At 45.3% G+C, this 21,619-nt stretch carries 18 protein-coding genes; 8 read left to right on the forward strand and 10 right to left on the reverse strand.

The features are described 5' to 3' along the window. Nucleotides 1-2 precede the first annotated feature (2 nt). From C8D85_RS05845 to C8D85_RS05860, 4 genes are all read right to left on the reverse strand, one after another. On the reverse strand, nucleotides 3-1,349 hold the full coding sequence (locus C8D85_RS05845) for a replication-associated recombination protein A (protein WP_133560510.1): 1,347 nt from the start codon (nucleotides 1,347-1,349) through the stop codon (nucleotides 3-5). 3 nt (nucleotides 1,350-1,352) lie between these two features. After that, nucleotides 1,353-1,958 (reverse strand): outer membrane lipoprotein periplasmic chaperone LolA, encoded by a 606-nt coding sequence (lolA, locus tag C8D85_RS05850; RefSeq protein WP_133560512.1) that lies wholly within the window; start codon nucleotides 1,956-1,958, stop codon nucleotides 1,353-1,355. A gap of 25 nt (nucleotides 1,959-1,983) precedes the next feature. Next, on the reverse strand, nucleotides 1,984-4,746 hold the full coding sequence (locus C8D85_RS05855; RefSeq protein ID WP_133560514.1) for a DNA translocase FtsK: 2,763 nt from the start codon (nucleotides 4,744-4,746) through the stop codon (nucleotides 1,984-1,986). 102 nt (nucleotides 4,747-4,848) lie between these two features. Then, complete coding sequence (locus C8D85_RS05860) at nucleotides 4,849-5,709, reverse strand: hypothetical protein (protein WP_133560516.1); 861 nt, start codon at nucleotides 5,707-5,709, stop codon at nucleotides 4,849-4,851. A gap of 471 nt (nucleotides 5,710-6,180) precedes the next feature. Here C8D85_RS05860 and aat point away from each other — a divergent pair, with 471 nt between their 5' ends. Both aat and infA read left to right on the forward strand, forming a co-directional pair. Then, entirely contained in the window at nucleotides 6,181-6,948 is a 768-nt protein-coding gene (aat, locus tag C8D85_RS05865; protein ID WP_133560518.1) for a leucyl/phenylalanyl-tRNA--protein transferase, read from the forward strand. Between the two features lie 127 nt (nucleotides 6,949-7,075). Continuing rightward, a complete protein-coding gene (infA, locus tag C8D85_RS05870) occupies nucleotides 7,076-7,294 on the forward strand; it encodes a translation initiation factor IF-1 (RefSeq protein ID WP_055461515.1) in 219 nt (72 codons plus the stop codon). Between the two features lie 100 nt (nucleotides 7,295-7,394). Here the strand turns inward: infA and clpA are convergent, their stop codons facing one another. Together clpA and clpS are read right to left on the reverse strand one after the other, a co-directional pair. Beyond that, nucleotides 7,395-9,659, reverse strand: coding sequence for an ATP-dependent Clp protease ATP-binding subunit ClpA (clpA, locus tag C8D85_RS05875; RefSeq protein WP_133560520.1), 2,265 nt, complete (start codon nucleotides 9,657-9,659; stop codon nucleotides 7,395-7,397). 20 nt (nucleotides 9,660-9,679) lie between these two features. Beyond that, nucleotides 9,680-10,027, reverse strand: coding sequence for an ATP-dependent Clp protease adapter ClpS (gene clpS, locus C8D85_RS05880; RefSeq protein ID WP_133560522.1), 348 nt, complete (start codon nucleotides 10,025-10,027; stop codon nucleotides 9,680-9,682). Between the two features lie 268 nt (nucleotides 10,028-10,295). Here clpS and C8D85_RS05885 point away from each other — a divergent pair, with 268 nt between their 5' ends. From C8D85_RS05885 to C8D85_RS05910, 6 genes are all read left to right on the forward strand, one after another. Further along, nucleotides 10,296-10,547, forward strand: coding sequence for a cold shock domain-containing protein (locus tag C8D85_RS05885; RefSeq protein ID WP_133560524.1), 252 nt, complete (start codon nucleotides 10,296-10,298; stop codon nucleotides 10,545-10,547). 147 nt (nucleotides 10,548-10,694) lie between these two features. Beyond that, on the forward strand, nucleotides 10,695-11,399 hold the full coding sequence (locus tag C8D85_RS05890; protein WP_425324505.1) for a pseudouridine synthase: 705 nt from the start codon (nucleotides 10,695-10,697) through the stop codon (nucleotides 11,397-11,399). After that, complete coding sequence (locus C8D85_RS05895) at nucleotides 11,332-11,721, forward strand: NUDIX domain-containing protein (RefSeq protein WP_133560528.1); 390 nt, start codon at nucleotides 11,332-11,334, stop codon at nucleotides 11,719-11,721. Before C8D85_RS05890 ends, C8D85_RS05895 begins: the two co-directional genes overlap by 68 nt. A gap of 84 nt (nucleotides 11,722-11,805) precedes the next feature. After that, nucleotides 11,806-12,915, forward strand: a complete 1,110-nt coding sequence (mnmA, locus tag C8D85_RS05900) for a tRNA 2-thiouridine(34) synthase MnmA (protein ID WP_133560530.1) — start codon at nucleotides 11,806-11,808, stop codon at nucleotides 12,913-12,915. A gap of 24 nt (nucleotides 12,916-12,939) precedes the next feature. Further along, entirely contained in the window at nucleotides 12,940-13,569 is a 630-nt protein-coding gene (gene hflD, locus C8D85_RS05905; protein ID WP_133560532.1) for a high frequency lysogenization protein HflD, read from the forward strand. 243 nt (nucleotides 13,570-13,812) lie between these two features. Continuing rightward, nucleotides 13,813-16,032, forward strand: a complete 2,220-nt coding sequence (locus C8D85_RS05910; protein WP_133560534.1) for an NADP-dependent isocitrate dehydrogenase — start codon at nucleotides 13,813-13,815, stop codon at nucleotides 16,030-16,032. Between the two features lie 157 nt (nucleotides 16,033-16,189). On the opposite strand, the gene gbdR is transcribed toward C8D85_RS05910, so the two are convergent. The 4 genes from gbdR to C8D85_RS05930 all read right to left on the reverse strand — a co-directional run bounded on the left by gbdR (nucleotide 16,190) and on the right by C8D85_RS05930 (nucleotide 21,448). Further along, nucleotides 16,190-17,302 carry a choline metabolism transcriptional regulator GbdR gene (gbdR, locus tag C8D85_RS05915; protein WP_133560536.1) on the reverse strand — a complete coding sequence of 371 codons (1,113 nt, stop codon included), beginning with the start codon at nucleotides 17,300-17,302 and terminating at the stop codon, nucleotides 16,190-16,192. Nucleotides 17,303-17,689: 387 nt separating this feature from the next. Next, nucleotides 17,690-18,403 (reverse strand): 3'-5' exonuclease, encoded by a 714-nt coding sequence (locus C8D85_RS05920; protein WP_133560538.1) that lies wholly within the window; start codon nucleotides 18,401-18,403, stop codon nucleotides 17,690-17,692. Between the two features lie 14 nt (nucleotides 18,404-18,417). Continuing rightward, nucleotides 18,418-20,298: a DUF294 nucleotidyltransferase-like domain-containing protein gene (locus tag C8D85_RS05925; protein WP_133560540.1), complete on the reverse strand. Its 1,881-nt coding sequence runs from the start codon at nucleotides 20,296-20,298 to the stop codon at nucleotides 18,418-18,420. Between the two features lie 19 nt (nucleotides 20,299-20,317). Further along, nucleotides 20,318-21,448 (reverse strand): FAD-binding oxidoreductase, encoded by a 1,131-nt coding sequence (locus C8D85_RS05930; protein WP_133560542.1) that lies wholly within the window; start codon nucleotides 21,446-21,448, stop codon nucleotides 20,318-20,320. Nucleotides 21,449-21,619: the final 171 nt, after the last annotated feature.

A 21,619-nucleotide genomic window follows, 5' to 3' on the forward strand; every position in this document is an offset into this window, starting at 1 on the left:
GGCTACTTTTCTCCTTTCACATAGCGCTGTATTGGACTCTCTTGGTCCAGCTGTTCAAGCCAGGCAAGCTTCTCGCCAATCTTCTTCTCGAGGCCACGATCAGTAGGCTGATAATAGCGCTCATTGGCTATTTCCTCGGGTAGATAAGACTCGCCAGCGGCGTAAGCATTTGGCTCATTATGAGCATAGCGATATTCTTCCCCGTGCCCCATTTCCTTAGCAAGACTGGTTGGAGCGTTTCTTAGGTGGTTTGGCACTTCAAGACTTGGATGATTTCTAACACTTTCTAATGCTTGGCTAAAGCCACGGTAGACCGCATTACTCTTAGGGGCGCAAGCCATATAAACAGCTGCCTGAGCGATCGCTCTATTACCTTCATAAGGTCCTACTCGCTCAAATATGTCCCAGGCATTTAAACCCACCTGTAGCGCTCTTGGGTCAGCATTGCCAATGTCTTCTGAAGCAATCGCTAGCAAACGTCTAGCAATATATAGTGGGTCACAACCGCCATCTAGCATACGCGCCATCCAGTACAATGCACCATCAGGCGACGAACCTCGAATGGATTTATGAAAAGCGGAAATCTGATCATAAAAGACATCCCCACCCTTATCGTAGCGGCGAATGCTTCCCCCGAGTACATTTTCTAATTGCTCATCGGTAATGGTTTCACCGTCCTCGACAAAATCAGCCAATATTTCGAGAAAGTTCAAACTACGGCGCACGTCACCATCTGCGGCTTGCGCTAATATGTTTAAATGATGATCGCTAATCTGGATACCTCGTTTGCCTAACCCTCTCTTAGGATCAGCGAGTGCTCGCCCCATCACATCTTGCAGGTCCTCAACACTTGGCGTCTGCAAACGATAAACACGGGCACGAGATAGTAGTGCTGAGTTCAGCTCAAAAGCAGGATTCTCAGTGGTTGCACCGACGAAAAGAAAGGTGCCATCTTCAATAAACGGTAAGAAAGCATCTTGCTGGGATTTATTAAAGCGGTGCACCTCGTCCACAAACAACAAAGTGGCCTTTTGTGTCATGAGCCGCCATTGTTTAGCATCGTCTACCGCCGCGCGAATTTCTTTCACACCGGACATCACTGCGGACAACTCAATGAATTTTGCATCCAGAGAATTTGCAAAAAGCTTCGCAAAGGTGGTTTTACCTATACCAGGAGTCCCCCATAAAATGAACGAATGCCCCTGACGACGTTCGATCATTTTGCGCAGAGGCTTGCCCTCTCCAACTAAATGCTGCTGACCAACGTATTCATCCAATGTCTGTGGACGCATACGCGCAGCCAGAGGCGCCATGGGATTTACATTGTCCGCGGCAAATAAATCATCCATTGCTTACTGCTCAAACATAACATCTACCGATTCTGGTAGTTTCACTACAAAGTTGCTTTCTGATACGCCATCATGCGCTTCAATATTGGCAAACTCGATCAGCGTTGTCTGACCTAAAACATCTTTAATGCTCATAGCACTGATCTTCTTATTGTCGAATGATAGCGTCAACGTATCAAATAGGTCTTCTTGTTCTTTAGGTGACAATTCGTATGTATTTTCACCTAGCACCTTGACCTCATAGTGGGTGAGCACATCGTCCGCTGATTCGCCCAATAACGCAGCAGGAGAGTTACCAACAGAACCGGCAAAAGGCTTGCGAGTGGCCTGCTCTAAATCCACATCCCAAATCGTAACCCATTCACCATCAGAAATAATGCGTTGTGGAAAAGGGGTAATTGTGTCCCAAACAAAACGATTCGGAGCCGCAAGCAGGAAAACACCCTCACTCTTTTGTACAGCTTCCCCCTGCTCATTATTCGTCATCTGACGAAATTCACCTTCAATATTCCGATTCTGGTCTAATAACCCCGTCAAAGACTCTGCTGCAGTTTGCGCAGCGGCTGTAGCACTTAACATAAACCCTAATACTGCAAACAAATGCTTCATAATTTCTCCTAGCTCATCATTTACCTTATTCAGGTATCAGTATTTCACGCTGACCATTCGTTCCCATCGGCCCAACTAATCCAGCTGACTCCATCGCTTCCACCAAGTTTGCTGCTCGGTTATAGCCAATTTTCAATCGACGCTGAATGGATGAAATAGAAGCTTTACGTGTTTCAATCACAATTTTCACTGCTTCGTCATAAAGTGGGTCCTGATCCTCACCGCCTCCACCAGAGCTTAGTTCTTCAGCACTAACCGTCACATCACTGATGTACTCAGGCTCACCACGAGCTTTCCACTCTTCTACCACGGCATGCACCTCCTCATCGGACACAAAGGCACCGTGGACACGAATAGGCGTTGGCAAACCTGCTGGCAAGTAAAGCATATCACCCATCCCGAGCAATTGATCCGCGCCACCTTGGTCTAAGATTGTTCGAGAGTCTATTTTCGATGATACTTGGAACGCCATTCGTGTTGGGATATTGGCTTTAATCAAACCCGTAATAACATCAACCGATGGTCGCTGAGTGGCCAACACCAAATGGATCCCCGCAGCTCGAGCTTTTTGCGCAATACGAGCAATCAACTCTTCGACCTTCTTACCTACAATCATCATCATATCGGCAAATTCGTCGACAACAATCACGATATAAGGCAGAGGCTCGAGATATGGTACGGTTCGTGCCACCCCATCCTCTGAGAACATCGCCATTTCCGGCGTCCAAAGTGGGTCTTCTATTGGCTGGCCCGCTGCGGCCGCTTCTCGTACCTTTTTGTTAAAGCCTGCGATATTTCGAACACCAAGCTTCGACATCAGTTTATAACGGCGTTCCATTTCATCTACCGACCAACGTAGACCATTTGCCGCGTCTTTCATGTCCGTGATAACAGGTGTTAGCAAATGTGGGATGCCTTCATAAATAGAAAGCTCCAACATCTTCGGATCCACCATGATCATACGCACTTCTTCTGGCGTTGATTTAAGTAGCATACTTAAGATCATGGCATTCACCCCAACAGACTTACCTGAGCCTGTTGTACCCGCTACAAGTACGTGAGGCATCTTAGCCAAGTCCACTACAACCGGTTCACCTGAAATATCGTGACCTAATGACAAAGTTAGCGGAGAGGAAGCATTGTCGTACAAAGGGGTGTTAATCACTTCTGAGAAGTAAACCGTATCTCGGTGCTGGTTAGGGATTTCAATACCGATCGTAGACTTGCCAGCAATGACTTCAACAACACGTACACTCATCACACTTAATGAGCGCGCAAGATCTTTGGCAAGGTTAGTAATACGTGAAACCTTCACACCAGGCGCAGGTTGAATTTCGAAACGCGTAATAACTGGCCCAGGGTTTACCTCAACCACTTCAGCTTTAACACCGAAATCCAATAGACGCTGTTCTAACAAGGCAGAAAGATCAAGCAACTCTTCTTCGGTATACCCCCCTTTTTTAGGTTTAGGGGGAGTTAACACATTCCTGTCTGGTAATGTGTAAGCCGCTTCACTTCGCTCGACCTCGGTATGAGGACCGCCTAAGCCATCTAACTGTTTCGCTTCTGAAAGAGTTTTTACTGCCGGTCTATGGGCATTTAAGTCTGGTTGCGGCTGACGAGCAGATTTTCCCTCTGTATTCGCTGATTTAGATTCAACACGCTCAGCAGCTTTTGGCTGATAATCTTCCTCGCCTTTAGTCAATGGGGCATTGAGCTGATCGCCAGAGGATTTTTGTTCAGCTTTCTTAGGAGATGCTTTGGGTGTTGATTCCCAGACCTCATCAAAGCGGACCTCTTTATCGTCTTCTTCAATATAGAGGGTATCTTTGAAATCAAATTTATCTTCATCAAAAGAAACGTTATCTAACCCCGTAAAACTTGGTTCCTGATGCGCTCGTTTCTGATTATCTGAAGTAGGCGATGATTCATCATCACGTTGTCGCTGAAATTTGCTTTTAATCGTATTCCAGAAGCTAGTAGATGACTCCTCATCTATCTGTTCACTATCATTTGAAGGCATATCCGATCGCTGCTTTTTGCGGAAAATAGCAGGCTTATCTAATTCGTCTTCATCAAGAGCCTGATCAGGAGCCTTAGCAGCATTTAGCTTTCTTGACTTGTCTTTCTTTGTGCTCGTTTTAGATTCAGCTTGTTCATTGTCATCTTTGTCTTCACCACGCTTTAGCGCGTTAGCGACTTTTAGAGAAATAAACTCAGCGCGCTCACCGATATACTCCAATAATTGGGACCAGTGAATCTGAGCAAGCAAAGTGATCGCTAGAAGGAATGCAGCCAAGCTGACAAGTGTCGCACCATCGTACCCAATCCAATGGTACAGAAGCTGCCCAAACGCTTGCCCTAAAATACCACCAGCGCCAAACTGAAGGGAAACATTACCAACCGTATGCAAAAAGCATAAAGCTGATCCTGTTGCTAAATATAGAATACTGCCGATGGAGCAAAGAATAGCATTGTTCACCGGAATCATTTTGTGTGGATTGCGCCAAACAATAAAAGCAACCACCAAGAAAAGAATTGGCAATGAGTAAAATAAACTGCCAAAAAAAGCGGATAACAAATCCGATAGCATGGCTCCCACAGGCCCCATAGAGTTTGTTATGGGTCCCCCATTACCAGAGTAAAACCAGCCCGCGTCCTCTGGGTTATAGGTATATGTTGCAAAAGCAAAAAAAAGAAAAAATAACAACGCGCCAATAAACGCTGCCTGCTTTGCAAAAGTCCCCCAGATCAGTGATCGTACAGACTCACGTTCTGTTTGTGTCAAAAGCCACCTTCCAATGTATTTAGCCAATGTTAGGCTGCAAGCTTACCATAAAAAAAGCCAGCCCAAAGGGCTGGCTTTCGCTTTTGCTAAGATAGGGAAATCTTAGAAAGAAGCTTTAACACCAACGATGTTCTGCTCAGTAGTCAGGTCACCGTTGTAGTTTTCGAAGTAGTAAGTTAGATCGCCAGATTTGTAAGCAGCGATGAAGTAAGTGCCGTCATCTTTAGCACCTTCAAGATCTTTAGCGTACTCAAGAGTAAGCGTTAGAGCTTCTGTAGCAGCAAGTTCGATAGATAGACCAGCTTCTTGAACATCAGTAGTAGTGCCAGTACCAGTCTCGCCTACACCGTAGTTAGCAGAGATAGTAGCCATACCTGCATTGAATTGTGCACCAACGTTTACAGAGTTAGCATCACCGATTGCGCCACCAGAAATACCTAGCTTAACGCCTTCAAGGTCAGCAACGTAAGAGATTGCTGCACCAACGTCAGAATCATCGTTGTCGTTGTTAGTTGCTTCAAGAGCAACAGTTAGGCCTGGTGCAACTTTGTAACGAACACCAGTGTTGTCAGTGTCGCCGTCACCAGTTTTAAGATCAACGCCACCGTGGATCTCATCCATACCGAAGAAAGCACCAGTCGATACAGAGCCGTCGAAACGACCGAAAGAAACAGCACCTTGCTTAACGTATAGTTTCTCAAAACCAATTTTCGTAGCTTCGTCAACACCAGTTGTCGCAACTTCAATCTCTGCGTATACAACACCAGTGTCAATAGAAAGCTCTAGCTCACCGATATCAGTACCGTCAGCTAGGTCGTTGTTAGCTTTAGCGTTACCGTAGTAGCTAGTGTACTCAACACCAGCTTCACCAGAGAAAACTGGCTCAGCTGCAAAAGTAGATGTAGAAACAGCAGCTGCAACAGCAGATACCGCGAAAACAGAAGCAAGTTTAATCGCTTTCATTCAAGATTCCCCTTTAATTATATATGTTCGGTCTCAAGACCTTCTTGAAAGGTTTTATTTACCTATTCAAAGAAACGCTGACAAATCAACGACTCAGGTATCCTAAAACCTATCAATTTCAGTTTTGTGACAAACCCACAACACCGAAAAATTTTTTAGTTCATTTGTAGCAGTGTGTTTGGTTTTTTTACTCACTGTTTTGAACTAACCTGATTAAAACCAAGTTTTCCTTTACTGGTCAAGCACTACGAACACTTTTTTTGATTTTTTTTTGCATTTTTCAGGTTTTACTTATTTCTAAATGGCAAAATTAGAATATCCGAGCAAGAAATCACGTGATTTTAGTGCGCTTTATGTGCTTATTCCTCGTGAAGCAGAATAAAATGCGCAAACCAAGTATTGAAACTTGTCAAATACGTCAAAAATAGTGGATAACAAACGAACATTTAACCTCTTCTTAGAAGTTTTTTCATGCAAGATACACCCAAAAAAAGCAGAAAGTGTGCAGAAGAGCTCGTATTACTGAGTGAATCTCCATACGACACCCCCAACCCGTTTAAGGCCCTTTCTGATCCAGAAGGACTATCGGCTGTGGGAGGCGATCTCAAACCAGAACGTTTAATTCATTTGTACCAGCATGGCTTTTTCCCATGGTACAGTGATCCTGATCCCATTTTATGGTGGCACCCATTAGAACGCTGCACCTTAGTTCCTGAACACTTTCATGCAAGTCGCTCCTTAAAGAAATGCATCAGACATGGTGAATGGACTTGGAGAATAAACAATAATTTTCTACAGACGATCAAAACGTGCAGTGAACTTAGAGCACAAAATGAAGGCACATGGATTTCAGACGAGATCATTGAGGCCTATTCAAACCTAAACCGCATGGGCTATGCTTTTTCGGTAGAAGTCTACCTAAATCAAAAGCTTGCAGGGGGCTTCTACGGGGTCGCCATGGGAAACATGTTCTTTGGTGAGTCAATGTTTTCACTATTGCCTAACGGCTCAAAAGTAGCACTTTGGCAGTTCTGCCAAGTGGCAAACAAGCTCGGTATTGAGTTAATCGATTGTCAGGTTGAGTCTGACCATTTGATATCACTTGGCGCCCAGATGATGTCAAAAGAGGCATTTGTTGCAAACCTTCAAAAGTATGTCACCAAGCCAACCAGCAATGCCCAGCTAAACCAGCTTGCGTCGCAAAATCGCACGCATTTGATAGAGTTTAAAACAGACTAAATTTGCTTTTTAAGGGTATTTTGGGCAAAATACCGCCGAAATTTTAGCAAACTCGCCAATCACAAGCCTATTTTTAGCCTAAATAGCGAGACCATGCTTAACCTTAATTAAGAACAGGACACTGATTGTGGCAAAAGAAGACAGCATTGAAATGGAAGGTACGATTGTCGATACCCTTCCAAATACCATGTTCCGCGTAGAACTTGAAAACGGTCACGTTGTGACAGCGCACATCTCAGGTAAGATGCGCAAAAACTACATCCGTATTTTGACTGGTGACAAGGTAAAGGTTGAGTTAACGCCTTACGACTTGTCCAAAGGTCGCATCGTTTACCGTTCTCGTTAATTTAAAACGATAACGCAAAACAAAACGCCGCTTAGCCCTTAGGTTAAGCGGCGTTTGCGTTTCTAAAACAGACGAAAGCAAAGTAACCGATAAGCTGCTATTAACAGCTCACCGCTTCTTTACGTACAGAAAAATCCAGTTCGTCTTTCTCTTCATTTAGTGAAACCGATACAACACCGCCTTCGGTTAGATCACCGAACAAGATCATATTCGCCAATGGCTTTTTCAAGTGCTCTTGAATCACGCGCGCCATCGGGCGAGCCCCCATTTGACGATCATAACCTTTGTTCGCCAACCAGCCGCGAGCTGTATCGCTGACCTCAATCATGACTCCTTTCGAATCAAGTTGCGCTTGCAGCTCCACAAGGAACTTATCAACCACATTGAAGATGACCTGTTCGTCCAGCTGTTTGAACTGAATCACTGCATCTAAACGGTTACGGAACTCTGGAGTAAACGTTTTATTAATCACTTCCATTCCGTCTGTCGAATTATCCTGCAATGAGAAGCCGATTGAACGTTTAGCCAGCACTTCTGCCCCCGCGTTAGACGTCATGATCAGAATAACATTGCGAAAATCGGCTTTACGACCATTGTTGTCTGTAAGCGTACCGTGGTCCATGACTTGTAGCAGAAGGTTAAACACCTCAGGGTGAGCTTTCTCGATCTCATCAAGCAACACGACACTATGAGGGTTCTTAGTGACCGCTTCCGTTAGAAGTCCACCTTGGTCGAATCCTACATAGCCTGGCGGAGCACCAATTAAGCGAGACACCGCATGACGTTCCATGTACTCGGACATATCGAAGCGAATCAGCTCAAGACCTAATGCTTTAGCTAACTGACGTGTCACCTCTGTTTTACCAACACCGGTTGGTCCTGCCATTAGGAATGAGCCAATTGGTTTTTGCTCAGCTTTCAAACCGGCACGAGACAACTTAATTGCATCAGATAAGGATTCAATCGCTCCATCTTGCCCAAACACCACCATTTTCAGGTTGCGCTCAAGATTGCCCAAGACCTTACGGTCATCCGAGTTTGCCGCTTTCACTGGCACACGAGCAATTTTAGAAACGATTTCTTCAATGTCTTCAACGGTAATGGTTTCTTTACGAGTATCTTCTGGTTGAAGGCGCTGAAACGCTCCCGCTTCATCCACTACATCAATCGCTTTATCCGGCATATGTCGATCTGGTACATAACGCTGTGCTAGCTCAGAAGCAGCTTTCAGTGCAGCATCTTCGTATTTGACCTTATGGTGCTCTTCAAATGAGCCAATAATCCCTTTAAGAATTTCGTAGGTATCATCCACACTTGGTTCGTTCACATCCACTTTCTGGAAACGACGAGCCAAGGCGTGGTCTTTTTCAAAAATGCCTCGGAACTCTTGGAAAGTTGTAGAGCCAATGCAACGTAATTGACCAGAGCTCAATGCTGGCTTCAGTAGGTTCGATGCGTCCATCACGCCGCCAGAAGCTGCACCTGCGCCAATAATGGTGTGAATTTCATCAATAAATAAAATCGCGTTCGGTAGTTTTTTCAACTCACCAAGTAAGTGCTTAAGTCTCTTTTCAAAGTCACCACGGTACTTAGTACCTGCCAACAATGCACCTAGATCCAGCGAGTACACCACACCATCAGCAATAACATCTGGCACTTCACCATCAACAATACGTTTAGCAAGACCTTCAGCGATGGCGGTTTTCCCCACACCAGACTCGCCAACTAACAAAGGGTTGTTCTTACGACGGCGAGATAAGGTTTGTACCACACGCTCGACTTCGTATTGACGACCAATCAATCGATCAATACGGCCAGCCTTGGCTTCTTCGTTTAAGTTCGTAGCGTATTTTTGAAGTGGTGCCTTAGCTGTGTCTTCACCATCCTCATCATCATGCTCAACGGAATCTTCTTGAGAAGAAGCATCCCCTAACTTTGAAATACCATGGGCAACAAAGTTAACCACATCAATTCGAGCCACATTGTGACGACGCAAAAGATAAACGGCCTGGCTTTCTTGTTCGCTGAACATCGCTACAAGAACATTCGCACCAGTCACTTCACGTTTCCCTGAGGACTGAACATGGAAGACAGCACGCTGAAGCACGCGTTGAAAACCAAGAGTTGGCTGCACTTCCCTCTCTTGATCACCTTCTGGGATAAGAGGGGTGGTGCTGTCGACGAACTCTTCTAACTCCTTGCTCAAAGTTTCTAAAGTGACACCACATGCTTCAAGTACTTTTGACGCTGCAGTATTGTCAATCAAAGCCAGCAGTAAATGCTCGACTGTCATGAACTCGTGACGCTTATCACGAGCGGCTTTGAAGGCATTATTCAAGGTTTGTTCTAGTTCTTTATCTAGCATCGCTTATCCCTCTCTTGAAATCATTCGACTTGTTGCAAGTCGCACATTAGGGGGTGCTCATTTTGTTCTGAAAACTGCTGCACCATAGCTACTTTGGTTTCTGCAATACCAAATGGGTAAACGCCACAAATACCTTTACCTTTGGTATGCACTTCCATCATTACATGCTGGGCTTTCTCTGCATCCATATTAAAAAAGCGCTGAAGAACAAACACGACAAAATCCATTGGCGTGTAATCATCATTAAACAGTACCACCTGATACATGGATGGTGGCTTAAGTTCGGTTTCATCTGGCGCAATGGCAACAGATGAATGCCCGATATCATCGTCCTCTAAATTTAGCTTAATTTGCTCCGATGCAAACATCTGGGACCTCAAACACTACAAATATTCACGTTAATTTGCATTTTCACAATGCCCGATTACTCAGAAACTGGAAAACAATAAGAATTTTACAAATCCACGATAGGGTTCTACGCTCAACTAGAGTGTGGTTAAAAGTCAAACAATTAAACCCTGTAAATTCTATACGGAGTTTAACAGATCTTTGGCCTCATAGATTGCAACGAATGTGTTTACAACGCTTATTTGCGGTTCGGCTAATCGGGCCTAAAGAGTATTGAAGGAGTGACTCATGCATCGTGGATCCGTTAAATGGTTTAATAACGCAAAAGGATACGGCTTTATAGTATCCGACAGTTTTGAAGAAGATTTGTTCATTCACTATTCAGCGATCAACGTTGAAGGCTACAAGACGCTAAAGGCTGGCCAAGCCGTCACGTTTGACGTGACACCGGGCAAAAGAGGTTTGCACGCAACTGAAATCACTCCTGTTACATCAGAAGCGACTTCCGCTGCGACAGAGCGCGAAGCAGAAACCGCCTAACGGAAGTTAGCTCGCCTACTCGTCAATGTAAAAGTGTCTTAAAGAATTTAATAAAGTCGTTAAGACCTAAGCACCTTTGGTATGATGGACGCCTTAGGTGCTTTTTGGCGTCTACACTTTTTATAAATAAACCACTCAAGTATTAAGATGCTACTGCTACTGAATAAGCCCTTCCAAGTCCTTAGTCAATTTACTCACGACGGCGATAAAGACACTCTTGCAAGCTATGTCGACATTGCTGACGTCTATCCAGCGGGTCGCCTAGATTATGACTCAGAAGGATTGCTGTTACTGACAGATCATGGCCCACTACAACATTTAATTGCTTCGCCAAAGTTCAAAATGCCAAAAACCTATTGGGTTCAAGTGGAAGGAGACATCACAGCTGAGGCGATTGACCAACTCTCAAAAGGCGTTGAACTAAAAGACGGTCTAACCAAACCTGCTAAGTGTCAACGCATCGAGGCACCCAATATCTGGCAACGCACACCTCCTATTCGGGAGCGTGCCAACATCCCGACTAGTTGGATTGAGCTACAGATTACGGAAGGGAAAAACCGACAAGTGCGTCGCATGACGGCCCATGTTGGCTTTCCAACGCTTCGGCTGATTCGTGCTGCGATTGGCCCCTACTCGGTTGAAAATATCCCTGTGGGCACCTATGAAACAGTAGAACCCACTGAAACATTAGCAGCACAGGTAAAAGAATTTGAACGAGAAAAAGCGCGCAAGCCTGCCTCATCTCACCGTCGCCGCCCTCATAGCGGACAACGGCCGTTACCTAATGTTCAAAGAAACACAAGACGGTCAGATCGTTCTCAACCAACCAGCCGGACACGTGGAAAACGGTGAGTCACTCCAACAAGCCGTGATCAGAGAAACGCTGGAAGAAGCAGGCTGGCAAGTTGAACCGACAGCGATTTTAGGCATGTACGCCTTCACCCCTTTTGCGGGAGCCGATACGTACCATCGGGTTTGCGTTATTTGCCGCCCAGTCGGTCATATAACCAATAGTCTAGATCCAGACATCCTGTGTGCAGGTTGGTTTACAAGAGAAGAAATTGAGCAACACCCGCAGCGTAGCCCACTGATCTTGGAATGCATCAACGACTTTGAAAATGGTCAAAACTTCCCTATCAATATGATTAATAATCATCACTTGGAAGCAAAATAAAGATCTTGATCAAACGTTCAGATACAATACGCCACTTATTCTAATGACGGGCCTTTACCCCGTTTCAACTATTAGAGAGCAATCATGAGTAAAGAAAACCCAAACGCATCCATTAAAGTTATCGTCGGCATGTCCGGTGGTGTCGATTCATCTGTTTCCGCCCTATTACTTCAACAACAAGGTTACCAAGTAGAAGGCTTGTTCATGAAGAACTGGGATGAAGACGATGGCACTGAGTACTGCACAGCTAAGGAAGATTTGGCAGATGCGCAAGCTGTCTGTGACAAACTAGGCATTCATTTGCATACGGCAAACTTCGCTGCAGAATACTGGGATAATGTATTTGAGCATTTCCTTGAGGAGTACAAAGCCGGACGCACACCTAACCCAGACATCCTGTGCAACAAAGAAATCAAATTCAAAGCGTTCCTAGAATACGCTTTAGAATTAGGCGCTGACTACATTGCGACCGGCCACTATGTTCGCCGTGGTGAGATGGATGGACAACCCGTTCTATTGAAAGGTCTTGATAACAACAAAGATCAAAGCTACTTCCTTTACGCGGTTGGTAAAGATGAAATTGGTCGCACCTTCTTTCCTGTTGGTGAGCTTGAAAAGCCAGAGGTGCGCCGCCTTGCCGAAGAGTACGACTTAATTACGCACAATAAAAAAGACAGCACAGGCATCTGTTTTATTGGCGAACGTCGTTTTAAAGATTTCCTTGAGCAATATTTACCTGCCCAGCCAGGTAATATTGAAACGTTGGAAGGTGACATCATTGGCAAGCACCACGGTTTGATGTATCACACCATTGGTCAACGCCAAGGCTTAGGCATAGGTGGTCTATCAAAATACCCTGATGAGCCATGGTATGTAGTAGAAAAAGACCTTCAGCGTAACGTACTGGTTGTCACACAAGGTGGCCAACACGAATCCCTGTTTAAAACGCATCTTATTGCAGATAACTTCGATTGGGTCGCGCGTGAAAAGCCAAGCATGCCGCTAACTTGTATGGCGAAATGCCGATACCGTCAGCCGGACCAAGAGTGTACGATTTCAGAATTAGCCGATGGTCGCGTTGAAGTCAGCTTCAAAGAACCTCAGCGAGCGATTACACCAGGGCAATCCGTTGTCTTTTACATTGGTGAGCACTGCCTTGGTGGTGGCATCATTAACGTTGCTTTTAACAAGTAAAGGCATGTCTAACTGGAGTAAGCAATGCAACACGATTTAAAAGAGCAAGCCATTGCCCTCTCCGCTATTTTTCAAGCGGCAGAGCTGGTTGCGAATTTGGCACGCAAAGGCACCGCAGACGAAGCATACAGCAAGCCATTACTTGAAAGCATTTTGGTCGTAAATTCCTCCTCTACGGAGGATATTTACGGTGGCTCATTCGACTGTCAGGGTAACTTGGCTTTAGGTCGCCGCATTGCCAAAGAAGTGATGGGAAAAGGTCGCGATGCGATTAACCCTGACACCATTCGTTATGCGCTAAGCATGATTCATCTCGAATCCAAACTGCAAAAAGACGACAACACCTTAAGTGCAATTGGCAGACACTTATCACAAGTGGAACGCCAGAAAGAGCACTTTGATTCTGTGCTACATGAAAACATGATTGCTGGTATCTCGGGCATGTACCAAGAAACACTTAGTAAGATGTCGTTTCGTATACAAGTACACGGGGACGCTCGACATCTGCAGCAACCTCACACCGCCAACCAAGTACGAGCGTTGTTGATGGCTGGAGTTCGCGCAGCCATGCTTTGGCGTCAAGTTGGTGGTCGACGTTGGCACTTAATTTTTAAGCGCAAGGCCCTAATTAAGCAGTTGGAAGCCCGTTTCTAAATTGCCTCTCAACACTTCATGCAAGAAGCCCATACTGCAGTGAGCTTCTTGCTGATCTACCATTATACGCCACAATCATTTAGATCAATCTTGACTATATTCGCGGTCAATATTTCTCAAACCACCATTTGAGGTAGTATATTGACCAAAATTTTAATCATAATTGAATTGATTACTGGGAATGGCGGCCAAAAGTCACCTTCTATCCAAGCGGCTAACTAGCCAGAATGTTAGGGGAATTACATGTCAAAACAAACGATTTACTACACGTTGACAGACGAAGCACCAGCACTTGCAACAGCTTCACTACTGCCAATCTTTAGTTCATTTGCGAAAGAAGCAGACATCGAGCTAAAACTTACGGATATTTCATTAGCTGGCCGAATCCTTGCAGCGTTCTCTGATCGTCTTCCAGAAGATCAACGCGTTGAAGATGGTCTTTCTTTCCTAGGTGAGTTAACAGCTGATCCAAGTGCAAACTTCATCAAGCTACCAAACATCTCAGCTTCTATCCCACAGCTAAACGCTGCGATCAAAGAACTTCAAGGCCAAGGCTACGCTATCCCGAGCTACCCAGAAACAGCAGAATCTGAAGAAGACAAAGAAGTTCAAGCACGTTACGCAAAATTGCTAGGTAGTGCAGTAAACCCAGTTCTTCGTCAAGGTAACTCTGACCGTCGTGCACCAGCAGCGGTTAAAGCTTACGCGCGCAAACACCCACACTCCATGGGCGAATGGAAGAAAACTTCTCAAACTCACGCAGACTACATGCGTGACGGCGATTTCTTCTCATCTGAGCAGTCTGTAACAATGGACAAAGCGCAAGACGTTCGTATCGAGTTTGTTGACCAAGCAGGTAACGTTGAGCTTAAGAAAACACTTCCTCTACTAGAAGGCGAAGTACTAGACAGCATGCGCATGAGCGCAAGTAAGCTACGTGACTTCTTCGAAGCGTCTCTACAAGAAGCTAAAGATGCGGGCATCATGTGGTCACTGCACGTGAAAGCAACCATGATGAAAGTGTCTCACCCAATCGTTTTCGGTCACGCAGTAACTGTATTCTACAAAGAAGTATGGGATAAGTTCGGTGACGTGTTTAAAGAAATCGGTGTTAACCCTAACAACGGTTTAGGCAGTGTTCTTGATAAGATCAAGGTACTTCCTCAGTCGCAACAAGACGAAATCCTTCAAGCGATCCACGATTGCTACGAGCACCGCCCTGAAATCGCCATGGTAGACTCTGTACGTGGCATCACTAACCTACACGTACCTTCTGACGTCATCGTAGACGCGTCTATGCCAGCGATGATCCGTAATTCAGGTAAAATGTGGGGCCGTGACGGCAAGACTAAAGACACTAAAGCAGTAATGCCTGAGTCAACTTACGCACGTATTTACCAAGAAGTAATCAACTTCTGTAAAACTAACGGCGCATTCGATCCAACGACAATGGGCACCGTGCCAAACGTTGGTCTAATGGCACAAAAAGCAGAAGAGTACGGTTCACACGACAAAACATTCGAAGCTAAAGCTAACGGTGTAATGCGCGTTGTAGACGCAGCTGGCAACGTGCTGATGCAGCACGAAGTAGAAGCTGGTGATATCTGGCGTGCATGTCAAACTAAAGACGCTGCGATCAAAGACTGGGTGAAACTAGGTGTTACTCGTGCTCGTAACTCTAACACGCCAGCAGTGTTCTGGTTGGACGAAGAGCGTGCGCACGATAACGAGCTACGTAAGAAAGTTGCTCTATACCTACAAGACCACGATCTTGAAGGTCTAGACATTCGCATCATGTCTTACAACGAAGCTATCCGTTTCTCTATGGAGCGTATTATCCGTGGTCTAGACACTATCTCAGTAACGGGTAACGTACTACGTGACTACCTAACTGACTTATTCCCAATCATGGAGCTAGGTACGTCCGCGAAAATGCTATCTATCGTACCAATGCTAAATGGCGGTGGTATGTACGAAACAGGTGCTGGCGGTTCTGCACCTAAGCACGTACAGCAGCTTCAAGAAGAAAACTACCTACGTTGGGACTCACTAGGTGAATTCCTAGCGACAGCAGTATCGTTCGAAGAGCTTGGTATCAAGCAAGGTAACGAGAAAGCTAAAGTGCTAGCAACTTGCCTAGATAAAGCGACTGGCCAGCTTCTAGATAACAACAAGTCACCTTCTCGTAAGATCGGCGACATCGATAACCGTGGTAGCCACTTCTACCTAGCGATGTACTGGGCACAAGAATTGGCAGCTCAAACAGACGACGCTGCATTGGCCGCTAAATTCGCACCACTTGCGAAGACTCTGACTGAGAATGAAGCAAAAATCGTTGAAGAGCTAAACACTGTTCAAGGTTCTGCTGCTAACCTAGAAGGTTACTACCACATGAACCTAGAAGAAGTTGCGAAAGTAATGCGCCCAAGTGCGACATTCAACGCGGCGCTTGAGTCTCTATAATTTAGGCTTTAGCTAGCAGCTTTAATGATCAAAAAACCACTCGATGACTCGAGTGGTTTTTTTGTTTATAAGCATAATTATTATGCGCCATAAAAAAAGAGCCAATATTTGGCTCTTTTCATCAATAGTATGGCGGTGTAAGTGCGATGCTAAAGGACTAGCTCATAGCAGCTAGGGAACCAAAGCTCGGCTCCGAGTGGGCACTGTTTAAGGCGCGAGTCGAATGTGGCATATATACCAAATTTGCCATGGCGTTAGGATCAACCGGAGTAATATTCCCCATCCAAGCCACTTTACGCTCATCTCTTGGCGATATCCCCAAATGTTTTCGGTAGCAGCGACTAAAGTGAGGAGTTGAGATAAAACCACAAGCCGCTGAAATCTCGACGATAGACATACTTGATTGTTTCAACAACTGACGGGCACGATCTAGTCGCAGCCTTAAATAGTAGCGTGATGGTGAGCAATCAAGGTATTTATGGAACATGCGCTCCAATTGACGTCTAGACACATCTACAAATGCCGCTAATTCATCAAGATCAATCGGCTCTTCCAGATTGTTTTCCATCAACTCAATCACATCAACTAGCTTAGGCTTACAACCGCCCTTGTTCAGCTGACGCAAAGGTACGCGCTGCTGATCAAACTCGCTACGGATACGGTCGCAGATAAACATATCAGACACAGCGCTGGAAAGCTTTGCACCATGCTCACGAGCAATAATCGTTAAGAACATATCAAGAGGAGCACTACCACCTGTCGCCGTGAAACGTCCATCGTCCATCGAGAACAAACGGTTATTACAACGGACTTTAGGGAAACTTTCCTGAAGAGCCGTCATACATTCCCAATGCACACTGCAGTTGTAGCCATCTAATAGACCCGCATGCGCCAATACATAAGCACCTGTACAAATGCTACCGAGCGTAATGCCTTTACGTGCCTTTTGTTGCAACCAGCTGACCTGCTTAGAAGTAAACGCCCTAGTGATATCTAGTCCACCGGCTACGATAATCATATCCAGTTCAGGAATATCGTACATAGAGGTATCAGCAGATAAACTTAAGCCATCACTTGCACTGACAGGATCGCCTGACTCAGAAATCATGCACCATTGATAAAGCTCTTCTCCATAGAGCTGATTGGCCATTCGCAATGGCTCAAGAGCAGAAGCCAATGCGATCATTGTAAAATTATCGAGCAATAAAAAACCAACACGCGTCACTTTTTTATTACTGGATGCACCATTCGTTTGGGAAGTTGAGACCATGAGTGTGCCCTCTTATATGTGATATATAGCGTAAGCAATTAGCAGGCCAAACAGGCTATATTCACTTATTTTTATTATGACGGACCGACAGTTAGCTGTTGGGTATACGTCTCTCCACTTTTGCTGTCTGTTTAGTAAATAAATACGCCAAAACAGACACCGTATAATAATTGAGCCTCCCTGATGAAATATCACATGAGCGACACCAATCAAACCATTTTTAACCAAAAACGACCAAGTAAAATTTAGCTCATTACGACAAAATGTCGTCACCAGATATCACCAAGACCACTTTTCTAAACATAGGGTAAATTGGTTTCATTTGCTTAGCTTAAATAAATAATTTTCACGGACATCTTAGGCACCTTTTTAGGGCATAACGCACACTTATTGCCAGACATCTGAAACATAATCACTATCTGAGAAACGGTGCCTGACTTGCGCTTGAAATAACTCGGCTGTCGCGATCGCATCGGTCAAAGCACTGTGCATCTGGTAGCGTGGTAAACCATAGCGTACGCGACTATCAGCAAGTCGAATCGAAACTTGCTTAGCACCAAACCAGCGCTTCAATTCAGAGCGCCAACCCATTCGGTGCCATCGGGCCTCAATCGCCATGGTATCAATCATAGGGAAAATCAATTCTTGTCCCATTAGCCGAACCGATGCTTGAGCTAGAAATTCGCGCTCGATAAATTGATAATGCACGACAACAACTTTGCCTTGTAATTCGGGTAGCAAGGATTGCAGCACCTTATCCAAACTGGGGGCTTGTGATAAATCTGAATGGGTAATGCCATGAATCACCACCGATTCATCCGAGAGTTGTCCTTGGGGACGCACTAACCAGTGCTTGGCTTGGGCGACTTTAATACGCTGCAAAGTAAATGGAACCAGACCAACACTCACGATTTCATCTTGCTCTGGACACAGCCCCGTCGTCTCAAAGTCCAAAGCGACAAACTCAGCTGCTCGTAACGTCTTATCTTGTATGAAGTCCAACTGCGATTGATAAAAGCACTTAAGCAAAGGCTCTTGAATCGTTTTGCTTTGCTCTTGTAGATAATCAAGCCATGAAAAACGTCGCTTGTGTTTAAACATGTGCGCAACTCGACTTAGGAAAAAGGGTAGCGATATTTTAGAAAGCGCTGGCTACTGCTGAGGACATTAAACGCTTCTTTTAGATTGCGCCTTTCAATATCAGATAGCTTGTCAGGCTCAATGGTATTGTCTACCTCTTCTCCAGACTCAACGTCTTCCGCTTGATGACGTATCCGCACCATTGCCAAATATTCCAAGGCGTATTTCAGTTCCTGGCCTCGCTTGTCCGGTAAAATACCAGATTCAATTACATCCTCGAGTCGCTCACTGGAGTTTCTGGCTCTAGAACCAATGGCCAGGGCATGCACGCGAATAACATCCACTAATGGCGCAGTACCACGTCGTTTCAAGTTGATTGTGCGGCGATGGGCACCATCCTGCTCCATGACAAACTCTTTGAAAAAACCAAGTGGCGGGGTTCGTAGCAAGGCATTTCGCGCCAAACTAGCAAGGAATTTAGGCGTTTTCTGGGCTCGGTTTACGATAAATTGGTACAAGTCATCCGCCCATGCAACATTCCCCCAAACCCCCTCTAAATCAAAAAAAACAGAGCAATTAAGCAAGGCATCAGGGTTAGGAACATCGATCCAGTCAGCAAAACATGTACGCCACTCTGATAGTGTTTTTCGCCATCTAGGATTAGTGGCCATAATACGCCCACTGCAATATGGGTAACCGCAACGATCTAACCCTTCGGAAACAAACTCGGCCAAAGACTCAAAATAGTCACCGTGCTTCGATGCCTCGTAATCATCAGACAATATCAATGCATTATCTTGATCCGTAATGAGCAATTGCTCATCACGAGCCATAGAACCCAAAGCCAAAAAACAGTAAGGCACTGGCGGTGGCCCTAGTTTTTCTTCGGCCAGCTCACACAAACGCTGCTTAAAGCTTCGACCAATGACCGACATAGCACTGCCAATCATGTGCGCACTGGATTCTTGTCCCACCATACGAACAAAACAGGCCGGCACATCATTCGCCACAAGCGCCAATTCAGCGAGTGTCTGTTGCCGATGAATTAAACCCACAATGTATAGACTGTTCTTAGATTCATGGCGCACAATGTCAGAGATAGCGATGACACCGATTGGACTACCGTGTTCAATAATCGGCAAATGATGCAAGTTAAACCGCAGCATCATTAACATGGCTTCAAATACGTAGGTTTCTTTATCAAGCGTTTTCGGAGAGGCCGTCATGACTTCCGTAACTGGGGTTTCCAAATCAATGCCTTGAGAAACCACCCGTGTTCTGAGGTCGCGATCCGTTAGAATCCCAACCAATTTTTTTCGTTCCTCTCCTCCATCTTCAAAGGAAGTGATTTGCTCAATAATCAAAAGTGATGACACAGACTCTTCGGTCATAATCTGAGCCGCTTGCCGCACGCTGGCTTGAGTTGAAATCATCACCGGCGCACGGGCGATTAGCGCCCCCACTTTGACACTGGATAAGGCATTATCCTCTTGTTGCTGTTGAACTTCTTTGTTGAGCTTACGTTTGTCATCCACCTCCACAAAGTAGGCAAATTCATCAAAGTTATCGCAAAGCTCATTAAATAGCGCTTCCGGCACAAAGTAGATGAGAGAGTCTTCTAAAGCACGTGCGGGCAGACGCACTCTGTTTTTCATCAATAAGCCTAGCTGGCCAAATACGTCACCAACACTAAGACGGTTGTAGAGATGTCCGTTACGGCGGTAAATCTCAACTGAACCACTACGAATAAAGCAGAAGTCGTGTATGTCATCGCCGAAACAATACACGTCAGCGCCTTGGCGGTAATAACTAATTTCGATGGCAGAGGCGACTGAATACAGCGCGTCTTGGGGGAGAAATGAAAAAGGTGGGTAACGCCCTATGAACTCGGCAATTTCAATATGTTCCGCTTCCATAGGGCGCCCTCAGACAATGCTAGTATTCAATCACAACATCAGATTTAGCCACGGTACAGCAAGACAACACATAGCCTTCGGCCACATCTTCGTCTGTAATACCACCATTGGCCTCCATATGCGTTTCACCTTCTTTCACCAGCACTTTACAAGTTCCGCAGATCCCCATACCACAAGCTTTAGGAATATGAAGATTCAACTTAGCCGCAGCATTATGCAGTGTTTCACTTGGCGCAACTTGAACGCTCATCGTCATGCCACTACTGATGACTTCAACGCGATGCATATCTGCAGAGTCCAGAGCATCCGCTTCTGCTTGTGCAACCTCAGCCAATTCAATGGCGTCTTCGACAATCGCTTCTGGTGTTTCACCAAATGACTCTTCATGATAACGGCTCATATCGAAGCCTTTTGCCTTAAGCAACTCACGCACCGCTTTCATGTATGGTGCAGGGCCACAACAGAATACTTCGCGCTCCATGAAATCAGGCGTCGTCAGTAGCAACTTTGTCTCATCAAGATAACCGCGATAGCCGTGCCACGCTAAGCCATTGTGCATCCGCTCAACAATAGTATGAACACTGATATTGTTTACTCGTGAAACCATATGGTCCAGCTCTCGAGGATAGATCAGATCACGAGGAGAACGTGCGCTGTGAACAAATGAAATATCTACATCCGCACTGGTATCAAACCACCAACGAGCCATGGACATGACAGGGGTAATCCCCACACCACCGGAAAGTAATAAAACTTTGTCTGCTGGAAAATCAATACAGTTAAAGTTCCCTACAGGACCATGCACCGCCAACTCAACGCCGACATCCATGTTGTCATGTAACCAATTCGACACCAGCCCGCCAGGAACGCGCTTAACCGTAATAGAGAAGCTGTAAGGCACGGAAGGCGAGCTAGATATAGTGTAAGAACGCATCACTTGCTTGCCTTCTATTTCAAGCTCTAACGTGACAAATTGCCCAGGCTTAAAGAAGAACATGACTGGCTGCTGCGCCATAAAACAGAACGTATTTACGTCCCACGATTCTTGAATAACTCTTACACAGCGAACGTTGTGACGACCATTAACCCATGTCTGGGTATTAACGGGAGCAAGATATTCAGCCGAAGAAGCTGTAGTAGGGTTTGTCATAGTGGCTCTCTCTTTATTGGCGTTGACGTTTCACCTATTGGGAGCATTGTCGTTCGAGGCATCAGAATTGAGTTGACCTTTAACGACATCGACTTGCTCATAGCAGTCAATCCACTATGACACCATGGATATGCCTAGGGCATGCGTCGATTTATGTATGAGAGGATGTCG

Source organism: Marinomonas communis (assembly GCF_004363305.1).
Classification (GTDB): Bacteria; Pseudomonadota; Gammaproteobacteria; order Pseudomonadales; family Marinomonadaceae; genus Marinomonas; species Marinomonas communis.